The following is an 11,899-nucleotide window of genomic DNA, read 5'->3' on the forward strand; positions in this document are numbered from 1 at the left end:
GCCGATGACGCACCGGGAAATCCTCAAGGCCTTCACCGGCCTGTTGCTGGCCCTGCTCGTGGCGTTGCTGTCGTCGACCATCGTGTCCAACGCGCTGCCGACGATCCTCGCCGACCTGCACGGTTCGCAGAGCGAGTACACCTGGGTCGTCACCGCGACGCTGCTGACGTCGACCGCGACCACCCCGATCTGGGGCAAACTCTCCGACCTGTTCAGCAAGAAACTGCTGTACCAAATCGCGATCGTGGTCTTCACCGCCGGTTCGGCGCTGGGCGGCATCGCCCAGTCGATGCCCGAACTCATCGCCTACCGCGCGCTGCAGGGCATCGGGCTCGGCGGGCTGCAGGCGCTGATCCAGGTCGTCATCGCGGCGATGATCGCGCCGCGCGACCGGGGCCGCTACACCGGTTACACCGGCGCGGTGTTCGCCGTCGCGACCGTGTCCGGCCCGTTGATCGGCGGGCTGATCGTCGACTCGCCGCTCGGCTGGCGCTGGTGCTTCTGGGTGTGCGTGCCGCTGGCGGTCGTCGCGTTCATCGTGCTCGGCCGGACGCTGAAGCTGCCGGTGCTCAAGCGCAAGGTGCGGATCGACTGGCTGGGCGCGACCCTGCTGGTCGGCGGCGTCGCGCTGCTGCTGATCTGGGTTTCGCTGGCGGGCGGCAGCTTCGCGTGGGTCTCGTGGTCGAGCGTCGCGTACGTCGGCGGGGCGATTGTCGCGCTGGCGCTGGCGGTTCTGGTCGAATCCCGGGTGGCGGAGCCGGTGGTTCCGCTGCGGCTCTTCCGCAACCGCACCTTCACGCTTTCGGTGCTCGCCTCGCTGGCGGTCGGCACCGCGATGTTCGGCGGTTCGGTGTTCCTCGGGCAGTACTACCAAATCGCGCGCGGTTTCTCGCCGACGCACGCCGGCCTGATGACGCTGCCGATGGTGCTGGGGCTGGCCGTCGCCTCCACCGGGGCCGGGCAGGTCATTTCCCGCACCGGGCGCACCAAGCCGTTCATGATCGCGGGCGGGATTTCGCTGCTGGCCGGGCTGTTCCTGCTCTCGACGGTGGACCACGCGACGAACCTGACACTGATGGGCGTCTACCTCGCGCTGGTCGGCCTCGGGCTGGGTTTCCTGATGCAGAACCTGGTTTTGGTAGTCCAAAATACGGTCGCGATGAAGGACATCGGTTCGTCGTCCTCGGTCGTCACGTTCTTCCGGTCGCTCGGCGGCGCGGCGGGCGTGTCCGCGCTCGGTGCGGTGCTGGCCGCCCGGGTGGCCACGAACATCGCGAACTCGCTGTCGCAGATGGGCATTCACTCGAACGGTGCGGTTTCCGGCGGCGGCACGTTCGCCATCTCATCGCTCCCGCCGGCGTTGCAGCCGGTGGTGCGCGGGGCCTTCGGCGACGCGACCGGCACGGTTTTCTTTGTCGCGGGCTGCATCGCCGTCGTCACCTTCCTCGCCGTGTTGTTCATCAAGGAGATTCCGCTGCGCCGGACTCTCGACGCGGACGCCCCGGCGCCGGCTGCTGTTTCCGCTGAGGCCGTGACTGTGGCCGAAGCTCCGGTCGAGGCGACCACCGTGTTGCGCGGCCGAGTTCTCGACGCGGCTGGTCGTCCAGTGCCTGGTGTCGTGCTCACGCTCACCGACATGACGGGACGGCAGGTTGATGTCGGCCGTACGGGTCGTACCGGTGCGTACGAGTTGTCGGCGAACACTATGGGCGAGCACGTGCTTCTCGCGACAGCTGGCTCGACGCGGCCCGCGGTGTCGACTGTGCGGCTTAACGGAAACGCGCGTTGGCACGACTTGCTGTTGGACAGTCAGGGCACCATCTCGGGTCGCGTACGCGTAGCTGGACGGCACGCCGCCGTCGCAGGCGCGGTACTGACACTTACCGATCGCCTGGGCGTAGTCACCGCAACGTACCTTGCAGGCGGCGACGGCACGTACCGATTCACGGGAATCGAACCGGGCGCCTACACGCTCACTGTGTCCGCACACGGATATACGCCGCACGCGGAGCCGATGACGGTTGGGGACGGTGCGGCGGCACAGCACGATGTCGAGTTGAGCGAGGCGGCCGAGCGAGAGTTCGTTAGGCACCAAGGAACACTCAGCGTCGACTAACGGGGGCTCGTGAGTGTTTATCGCGGTTAGAACCGTGATAGACACTCACGAGCTTTCTACTGGGAGTGGCATTTGCCGTCAGCCGATGCGCCCTCCCGGCCCTGCCTCGTCCCCCTTCCCCGGAGGTAGCGTCGAATACGTGACGCGAAGCAGGGTCGCGATGTTGCTGGCAATGGGGATCGACAACTTCGGTTCCGGACTTTTCCTTCCGCTCGCACTCCTTTACGTGACGCGGGTGATCGGCGTTCCGCTCGTCGAGGCGGGCACGGCGGTCACTTTGGGCACGACGGCGGGGCTTCTCATGCCGCCGCTGGCCGGGCGGCTGGTGGATCGTGCCGGGCCGAGAGCCGGAGTTCTCGCGGCGCAACTGTTGCAGGCTGCCGGAATCAGCGCGTATTTGTTCGCGCACGGCATCAGCGGGGTCGTGGTGGCCGCCATCCTTCTTGGCGCGGGCCAACAATTGTTCTACAGCTGCCTGTTCGCGCTGGTGTCCGAGGTCGCCGGAGAAGTGCCGAAGGACAGGCCGTTCGCCGAAGTCGGAATGGTGCGCGCGGGCGGATTCGGGCTCGGCGGGCTGATGTCGTCGGCGCTGCTCACCTGGTTCGGCGACAGCGGCTACAACGTCGCGCTGATCGTGGACGTGCTGACTTTCGTGGCGGCGGCGGGACTCATCGCGGTGTTCATCCCTCCCGGCCGCCGGTTCGCGCCCGCGGCGCGCGTGCGCAGCGGAGTCCTGCGCAACCGCCCGTACCTGACGTTGATCCTGCTGAGCGGCCTGTTCGGACTGTCGCTCGACTTCTTCCTCATCGGCACCCCGGTGTTCGTGCTCGACCGGTTGCACGCGCCGACGTGGCTGCCCGGCGCGATCCTGTTCCTGCTGACCGTGCTGACCAGCGCCGGCGGCACGGTCGCGCTCCGGCTCACCCGAGGGCTCAGCCGGATCAGCGCGATGCGGGCCGGGTCCGCGCTGTTCGCCGCGTGGTGCCTGACGAGCGTCGGCGTGCTGCTGGTGCCGCGCAGCTGGCAGGTGCCGTATCTGCTGGCCGCCACGCTCGTGTTCGCCGCCGGCGACCTGGTGTTCGGGCCGCGCTCCGGCGCGCTCGCCGAGGCCGCCGCGCCGCCCGAGGCGAAGGGCCGTTACCTCGCCGCGTTCCAATACGCGTTCACTGTGGCCCAGGTACTCGCTCCAGCGATCGTGTCGTTGTTTTCCGTGGCGGCATGGTTACCCTGGGTACTGGTCGGGGGTTGTGCTTGCCTCGCCGCGCTCGGGCTCGGCAGGCTGGGGCCGAGGCTGCCCGCGGCCGCGGTGGCACCAATTCAGAGTTGAGCGGAACAGACTCAACTTTGCTGACGTTATACCTGTCGACGGGCCTTGGTCGGGCCGGTCACCACGAATTTTCACGAACGCATGAGGTGAGGGATGGACGCTTTCAACCCGACCACGAAGACCCAGCAGGCGATCTCGTCCGCGGCGCAGGCGGCCACCGTGGCCGGCAACCCGCACGTGTCGGCCGCCCATTTGCTGGGCGCCCTGCTGGCGCAGGGTGACGGGACCACCGCACCGCTGCTGACCGCGGTCGGGGCGGACCCGGAGACGGTGCACAAGGAGCTCGAGCCGATCATCAACGGGCTGCCGTCGGCGACCGGCGCGACCGTGTCGACGCCGCAGTTCGACGCGCCCGCGGTCAAATCGCTCACGCGGGCGCAGAAGCTCGCCACCGAACTGGGTGACGAGTACGTGTCGACCGAGCACCTGCTCGTCGGCCTCGCCACCGAAGGCGCCCAGGTCGCGGACTTGCTCAAGCGGCACGGGGCCACGCCGGACGCGCTGCGCGAGGCGTTCGCGAAGGTGCGCGGCTCGGCCCGGATCACCAGCGCGGATCCCGAAAGCACGTTCAAGGCGCTGGAGAAGTACGGCGTCGACCTCACCGAGCGCGCGCGTTCGGGCGAACTCGACCCGGTCATCGGCCGCGACACGGAAATTCGCCGCGTCGTGCAGGTGCTCTCCCGGCGCACCAAGAACAACCCGGTGCTGATCGGCGAACCGGGCGTCGGCAAGACGGCGATCGTCGAGGGCCTCGCCCAGCGGATCGTCGCGGGCGACGTGCCGGAATCGTTGCGCGGCAAGCGAGTCGTCGCACTCGACCTCGGGTCGATGGTCGCCGGAGCCAAGTTCCGCGGCGAGTTCGAAGAGCGGTTGAAGGCGGTCCTCAAGGAGATCACCGACTCCGCGGGCGAGGTCATCACGTTCATCGACGAGCTGCACACCATCGTCGGCGCGGGCGCGACCGGCGAGGGCGCGATGGACGCGGGCAACATGATCAAGCCGATGCTGGCTCGCGGCGAGCTGCGGATGGTCGGCGCGACCACGCTCGACGAGTACCGCCAGCACATCGAGAAGGACCCGGCGCTGGAGCGCCGTTTCCAGCAGGTGCTGGTCGGCGAGCCGTCGCCGGAGGACACCATCGCGATCCTGCGCGGGCTGAAGGAACGGTACGAGGTGCACCACGGGGTCCGGATCACGGACGCCGCGCTGGTCGCCGCCGCGACGCTGTCGGATCGCTACATCACCGCGCGGTTCCTGCCGGACAAGGCGATCGACCTGGTCGACGAGGCCGCGTCGAAGATCCGGATGGAGATCGACTCGCGTCCGGTGGAGATCGACGAGGTCGAACGGGCCGTGCGGCGGATGGAGATCGAGGAAATGGCACTGTCCAAAGAGGACGATGCCGCTTCTCTCGAACGGCTGACCGCGCTGCGCGCCGAACTGGCCGAGAAGCGCGAGGAACTCACCGCGCTGACCGCCCGCTGGCAGAACGAGAAGGGCTCGATCGAGACCGTCCGTGAGCTGAAGGAGCAGCTGGAACAGCTGCGCGGCGAATCCGAACGCGCCGAACGCGACGGCGACCTGGGCAAGGCCGCCGAGCTGCGCTACGGCCGGATTCCGGTGCTGGAGAAGGAGTTCGAGGCCGCGATGGCCGCGAACGAGGCCAGCAAGCAGAACGTCATGCTGAAGGAGGAGGTCGGCGCGGACGACGTCGCCGACGTGGTCAGCGCGTGGACCGGCATCCCCGCCGGACGGCTGCTCGAAGGCGAGACGGGCAAGCTGCTCCGGATGGAGGAGGAGCTGACCCGCCGCGTCATCGGCCAGGACCAGGCGATCCAGGTCGTCGCGGACGCCGTGCGGCGGGCCCGGGCAGGCGTGGCGGACCCGGACCGGCCGACCGGCTCGTTCCTGTTCCTCGGCCCGACCGGCGTCGGCAAGACCGAGCTGGCGAAGGCGCTGGCGGAGTTCCTGTTCGACGACGAACGCGCGATGCAGCGGATCGACATGAGCGAGTACTCCGAGAAGCACTCGGTGGCCCGCCTGGTCGGTGCTCCCCCGGGCTACGTCGGCTACGACCAGGGCGGTCAGCTGACCGAGGCCGTCCGGCGCCGCCCGTACACGGTGGTGCTGCTCGACGAGGTCGAAAAGGCGCACCCGGACGTGTTCGACGTGCTCCTGCAGGTCCTCGACGACGGCAGGCTGACCGACGGCCAGGGCCGGACGGTGGACTTCCGCAACACCATCCTGATCCTGACGTCGAACCTCGGCTCGCAAGCCATCGCGGACCCGGCGCTGGACGAACGCCAACGCCGCGACGCGGTGATGGAGGTCGTGCAACGCCAGTTCAAGCCGGAGTTCCTGAACCGGCTGGACGACATCGTGGTGTTCCACGCGCTCGGCACCGAGCAGCTGACGTCCATTGTGGACATTCAGGTCGCCCGGCTGGCCAAGCGCCTGGCCCAGCGCCGGCTGCACCTCGAGGTGACCGACGGCGCCCGGGAATGGCTGGCCTTGAACGGCTTCGACCCGATCTACGGCGCCCGCCCGCTGCGCCGGCTGGTGCAGTCGGCGATCGGGGACCAGCTGGCGAAGCAGCTGCTGTCCGGCGAGGTCCGGGACGGGGACACCGTGCGGGTGGACCTGCCGGAACTGGAGACCGGCGACACGCTGAAGGTGTCGCGGGTCTGACGGCGGCCGGAGGTTGTCCGCGCCGCCCTCGCGGACCTTCGCCTCCGGCCCCAGGCCGCCACAAACGAAACCGCCCGGCCGCTGATGCGCGACCGGGCGGTTCCCGGGTCTCAGGAGGAGGCGTCCTCCGGGCGATCCGATTCCACCGGCCGAGGCGGTGGAACCTCACCCCGGCCGGGCGGGGTCCTCGGCGCGGGCGGCGACGGCTGCCGCTCCGTCATCCGGGTGTCCGCCGGAGAGGGAGCCGACGTCTCCACCGCGCGAGTGTCGACCGGCCGGGTCGCGTGCGTGTCCGCCGGGGACGGCGCGGTCGTCGAGACAGGCGGGGCAGGAGGGGCAGGGGGCGCTGCCGGGGTGCCCGCGGACGGTGTCCAGGTCCGGTTCGAGTCGTAGTCCTCGTCGAACGGGTCCACGATGTCCGCGATCTCGCCCAGGTCGCGCAGCAGCCGCTCGAGCCGTGACGGCCCGGCGCCCGGCACCACGCTCGCCAGCACCCACTCGTTCTCCAGCCAGGCCACCCCGACGTCGCCGCCGAGCTGGTCGGCCGCGTCCACCAGGTCCTGGGTGATGACCTGGCGCGCCCCCTCCGCATCGTCCGCGAAGGCGTAGCGCTGGCCGATCGGGCCGAGCATCTCCGGCATGTTCTCGCGCTGGAACGGCACGCTCGACAGCCACATCTCGACCGGCACCCGGTGCGTCTTGTTGCAGCGCACGGCCACGACCACCGCGGGCACCTGGCCCTGGGACTCGATGTCGAAGATGAACACCGGACGGCGGCCGTCGGAGGTGAAGGTGGAACCCGCGACGACGTTCACCGCCGCGTCGGCTCCGAAGTAGCCGATCGCGCCTCCTGACCACTGCCGGGGCAGTCGTTCGTCCTCTTCCACGAACTGCCAGCCGCGCAACTGGGCCCAGCGCTGCCGCTCACGGTTGCGCGAGCCTTCCTTGGCCCGGTCCGCGAAGAGCAGGCCGAGCCCCGCCACCAGCGCGACGGCGGCGATGACGAACCAGATCCACGCCGAGATACCCACGCCGGTCAGGGTATCGCTGCCGGGCCTTCCGACCGGGACGGCCGCACCGTGTCGGCGCGCCCCGTTTGGCCGGAACTGCCCCGGTCGCGTCGACAAATCGGCTAATCGCCCGGCTCGGGTGTCCATTGCGGACAGGTTCCCGCTGACCGGACGGTCCGCTGCGCCTATCCGGCGATCGCGCCGGACAAGCCGGACAGGAACCTTGCCGGACCGCTCGCGGACCGGGTAGAGGTCGTTCGACAGCCTTGCCCGCCGCCGCCGACAGCAGGAAGGACACTCGCATGTCCCTCTCGAGAAGATCGGTGCTCACCGGGACCGCGGCGGCGCTCGGCACCCTGGCGCTGCCCGGGGCCGCGACGGCGCTGGGCGCGCGCGACTGGTCCCGCGCCGTCATCGACTCCACCATGAAGCGCTACACCCCGGCGTCCATCGGCGGCTGGAGCTACCCGCTCGGCCTCTACTTCTACGGCCAGTACCTCTTCTACCGGCGCACCAAAGAACGCAAATACCTCGATTACCTCATCGCCTGGTACGACCGGTTCATCACCGACGACGGCATCTCCAACGGCTTCTCCAGCCTCGACTCGATGCGGGCTTGCCAGATGCTTCCGTTGCTGTACAACGAAACCGGCAACACCAAGTACCGCAAGGCCGCCGACCAGCTGCGCAAACGCTTCGAGACCTACCCGCGCACGAGCGACGGCGGGATGTGGCACGCGGTCAGCCGCCAGCACCAGCTGTGGGGCGACGGGGTGTACATGGCACAGCCGTTCCTCGCGTTGTACGGCAAGGTTTTCCAGGACCCGGGTTATTGCTACGAGGAATCCGCCAAGAATCTGTCCGTCTACTTCGGACATCTCAAGGAACCCGCGAAGGGCCTGATTTACCACGCCTACGACGAAAGCGGCACCCAGCCGTGGGCGACCGGCCCCGGCAAGCACTCCAGCTTCCATTGGGCCCGCGCGATCGGCTGGTTCGGGATGGCGGCGATCGACATCCTGGAGGTCCTGCCCGGCGACCATCCCCGACGGCCGGAGCTGGTCGGGATCGTCCAGTTCCTGGCCGAGGGGTATCGCCGGTACCAGGACCCGCGGACCGGCCGGTGGTACCAGGTGGTCGACCACGGCGGCGACGAGGGGAACTGGCTGGAAACGTCCGCCTCGTCGATGTACGCGTTCACCGTCTCCCGGGGAATCGAGCGCGGATACCTGCCTGCTTCCTACGCCTCAGTCGCCCAGCGCGGATACGCCGGGGTGCTGCAGAAGGTGTCGATCGGGTCGGACGGGTTGACGAATCTCGCGGATATTTGCGAGGGGACGAACGTCGGGGACCTCGCGTTTTACTTCGCGCGGAAAAGGCTGACCAACGACTTCCACGGTCTCGGCGCGTTTCTGATCATGAACGAACAGTTCACCCGATACCGCTGCTGAACGTCCGGGTGGGGAACCCTCAGGTAATCAGGGTTCCCCACCCGGACTCACGACTCGCCAGTCGGGTTGGCGGGCTTGGCCAGCGGACCAGGCGACCAGATCCCCGAATGCGTCACCGACTGCTGATGCAACGCCGCCGACGCCGGAAGCGCGTTCGAGACCTCCGGCGTCACCTCGTACAGCGTTCCCCAGTCCCGATCGACGTCGCCTTCCAAATACGTCGGCAGCGCCTGCATCTGGGTGCTCGCGTTCATCCACACGAACGGGCCGCCGCCCGCCGGCGAGGACCAGTACCGGCCGACCGTGCGCAGGTCGTCGCCCGCGCTGATCCGGTACTTCGGCACCTCGGCGATGCCGTTGTGGATCGACGACGGGCGCAGGCACGGGTGCTGCGCGGCGGCGGCCCACTCCAGGAACACCGGGTCCTGCCCGACCACGTCGGTCATCTTCGCGATCTTCGGCGCCCGCGGCGCGCTGAACGCGACCCAGCCCTCGCTGCCGAGCCCGCGTGCCTTCGCCACGATCCGCACCTGGTCCGCGCCCTCGGGCACGCTGACCCGCGCGTCGCGCCAGTTGGTGTCCTTCTTCTTCGCGTTGAGCTGCTCGCGGCTGAGCACCTCGAACCCGGCGGGGGTGTTCTTGCCGAATTCCGCGGTCAGCGAGTTCGGATCGTCGGCCTTGCCGGCGAGGGCGACCACGATCGGCACCGAACCGTCGCGCGCCCGCTCCGGGATCGAGTACCACTGGGTGCGCAGGTCGCCCGCGCCGTCGCCGGACTTGCGGTAGCTGCCCCAGATCGGCGCGCCGTCCTTGCCGAGCTGGTACGGCGGGTTCCAGCTGTCGGCGTTCTCGGTCGGCAGCCCGCCGTTGGTGACGAAACCCTTCTGGGTGCTGGTCAGCCAGTCCTGCGGGGTGGTCCCGCGGGCGGCGTCGGCGGGCACCTGCCAGCCCGGCGCGGCGCTGCTCGGTTGCTGCGGCGCGGCTTCCAGCAGTCCGGCCTTCGGATCGCGCTCGACCTTGATGTAGTCGGACAGCCCGCAGCTCTGCCCGGCCAGCTGGCGGATGTTGTCGGCACCCATGTTGTAGGTGTCCCAGCGCTTCTGGATGCCCTTCGCGATGCTGCCGATCTCGAACAGCACCAGGATCGCGCACACCGTCGACAGCGGCGCGAGGCCGAGCCGCAGCGCCCGGCCGCGGTTCTCCAGGTCGGACCGCGGCACCGGCGCGGGCGGCACGAACGGTTCGTGCTCGTTGTGCTTCATGTGCTCGATCGCGGCGATCGCCAGCGCGACCGCGGCCGCGACGAGCGCCATCGTGCTCAGCTTGATGCCGAAGATCTGCGGCGGCAGGTCGAACCACGGCACGCCCCACGCCGAGACATACCACCAGGCGTTCGGACCGGTGGACGCCAGCGCGACGATCACCATCAGCCCGGCGAAGAACGCCGAACGGTTGCGGCGCGACAGCAGCACCGTCGTACTCGTCGACAACGCGGTGAGCGCGGCGAGCGGGCCGCCGACCGCGACCATCATGCCGAAGTGGTGCGTGTGCTTGGTCGGGGCCAGCGCCAAGACCACAAAGGACAGTGCGCTGATGCCGAGCAGCCGGCGGCTCGGGCCGAGCGCGGCGCCGCGGATGTTGCCCCGCCGCAGCAGCACGACCGCGCAGGTAGCCAGGCACAGGAAGATCAACAGCACCGGGAACCGGCGCGTCATGGAGCCGTCCGGGCCGTTGCTGAACAGCATCGAGTACCGGTCCAGCTCGTCGTACCAGGAGCCGGTCGGCCCGAGCGACGACCGCAGCCGCACCGATTCCAGCGCGCCGCGCAGGGTCTGGTCGCAGAAGATCAGCGCGAGAATCACCAGGCCGGCGGCGGCGATCGGCGCGAGCACCGGCACCCAGCCGAACTGGCGCGCGTGCCGCAGCACGATCTTCGCCAGCGGCTTCAGCCCGACCACGAACGGCAGCACGGCCATCAGCCCGTGCGGGTTGACCGATACGCACAGCGCCGCGACGGTCAGCCCGATCGCCGCCGGGCCCAGCCGGCGCGTCGCGACCGCGCGTTCGACGGTGCAGATCGAGATCAGCGACAGCAGCGCGACCAGGTTCTCCGGGCGCAGGCCGTTGTCGTAGGGCAGCCAGAAGGCGAGGAAGACCGCGCCCGCCGCCCAGCCGGCCGCACTGCTGATCCGGACCTGCCTGCCGAGCCGCGGCAGCACGCCCCGGCTGATCAGCATCCAGCAGGCGACGCCCATCAACAGCGACGGCAGCCGCATCCACGGCGTGAGCGTGCTGACCTTGGCCATCGCCGCGTAGACGTCGACGAACCACGCCATCGGCGCGTCCGGCGCGGCGAACCACCGGTAGTACTCGCCGATGTACCCGGCGTCGCCGCGGACGCGCGCCATGGTCGTGAAGTAGCCGTCGTCGGCGGTCATCGCGCCGATGAGCCACCAGACGACGAGCGTGCCGAGCACGGCTATGTCGAGGAATTTCAGCTTCCACCAGCCGCGCGCGGCCAGCCGGGGCGCGCACCGGCCGGAGAGCCGGTCGAGGCGGTACAGCGCCAGTACCGCGCCGATGAAGCAGAGGACCGACAGCACGATGGCGGCCAGTTTGATGCCGGTCGCGGTGCTGGCCCAGCGGTTGTCGACCTGCGCGGAGACGGAGAGGCCGTGCGTGTCGTCCTGGTTGGTGAGGTCGGAGAAGAAGCCGGTGAGCTGCGGCCGGTGGTCGTCGCTGACGTCGGCCAGCCGGTTCCCGCCGACGGACGCGGTCGTGTGCTGCGGGTCGGAATGCACGGTGATGGTGCAGTCGCCCTCGCCGAGCGGGGCCGAGCCGAGCTGCTGGCCCTGGGAGGAGAGCGTGAGCTGCCCGTCGCCGACCTGCAGGGCCATCCCGGTGACGACGCCGATGCCGGAGCTCGGCGGGTTGGTGCTGAACAGCACGGCGTTGCCGTCGGTGCGCGCGTCGAGCGCCCGCGCGGTCGCGCACGGAACCTTCGCGTCGAGCGAGATCGGCGCCTGCGCGGTCAGCGGGGCGGACACCGCTCTGGTGCCCTGGGCGGTCGGCCAGTCGAGGGTGGTTTGCTCGAGCGTGACGGGCAGGAACGGGACCGCGATCGCGAGAATCGCGCCGGCGATCCCGAAAACCGCAGCGAGCAACCGAGCCCGACGCCCGGCCTGGCTCTTGCCGATAGCTGTCGGCGACGCCTTTTCGGCGGCAACGGATTCGAGGTCGACCACGCCCCGCAGGCTATCCAAGCGGATGCGCGCGCCCCGCTGGGGACTCTCCCGGGGCCGGCCCC

General features: G+C 69.6%; 5 protein-coding genes and 1 pseudogene. 4 read left to right on the forward strand and 2 right to left on the reverse strand.

Translation table 11 applies throughout. The features are described from left to right. Nucleotides 1–4 precede the first annotated feature (4 nt). The 3 genes from F9C11_RS07895 (at nucleotide 5) to clpB (ending at nucleotide 6,131) form a co-directional block, all read left to right on the forward strand. Complete coding sequence (locus F9C11_RS07895; RefSeq protein WP_409186841.1) at nucleotides 5–2,116, forward strand: MFS transporter; 2,112 nt, start codon at nucleotides 5–7, stop codon at nucleotides 2,114–2,116. Between the two features lie 139 nt (nucleotides 2,117–2,255). Next, entirely contained in the window at nucleotides 2,256–3,443 is a 1,188-nt protein-coding gene (locus tag F9C11_RS07900; RefSeq protein WP_409184229.1) for an MFS transporter, read from the forward strand. A 93-nt stretch (nucleotides 3,444–3,536) separates the two neighbouring features. Then, on the forward strand, nucleotides 3,537–6,131 hold the full coding sequence (clpB, locus tag F9C11_RS07905) for an ATP-dependent chaperone ClpB (protein WP_409184230.1): 2,595 nt from the start codon (nucleotides 3,537–3,539) through the stop codon (nucleotides 6,129–6,131). 377 nt (nucleotides 6,132–6,508) lie between these two features. On the opposite strand, the pseudogene F9C11_RS07910 reads toward clpB, so the two are convergent. Beyond that, a pseudogene (locus tag F9C11_RS07910) lies at nucleotides 6,509–7,162 on the reverse strand (hypothetical protein); the annotation flags it as partial. 281 nt (nucleotides 7,163–7,443) lie between these two features. On the opposite strand from F9C11_RS07910, the gene F9C11_RS07915 reads away from it, so the two are divergent. Further along, nucleotides 7,444–8,592, forward strand: coding sequence for a glycoside hydrolase family 105 protein (locus F9C11_RS07915; protein WP_409184231.1), 1,149 nt, complete (start codon nucleotides 7,444–7,446; stop codon nucleotides 8,590–8,592). Nucleotides 8,593–8,639: 47 nt separating this feature from the next. Here F9C11_RS07915 and F9C11_RS07920 read toward each other — a convergent pair whose 3' ends face one another. Continuing rightward, complete coding sequence (locus tag F9C11_RS07920) at nucleotides 8,640–11,837, reverse strand: arabinosyltransferase domain-containing protein (RefSeq protein WP_409184232.1); 3,198 nt, start codon at nucleotides 11,835–11,837, stop codon at nucleotides 8,640–8,642. Nucleotides 11,838–11,899: the final 62 nt, after the last annotated feature.

Source organism: Amycolatopsis sp. VS8301801F10, from assembly GCF_046195355.1.
Taxonomy (GTDB): domain Bacteria; phylum Actinomycetota; class Actinomycetes; order Mycobacteriales; family Pseudonocardiaceae; genus Amycolatopsis.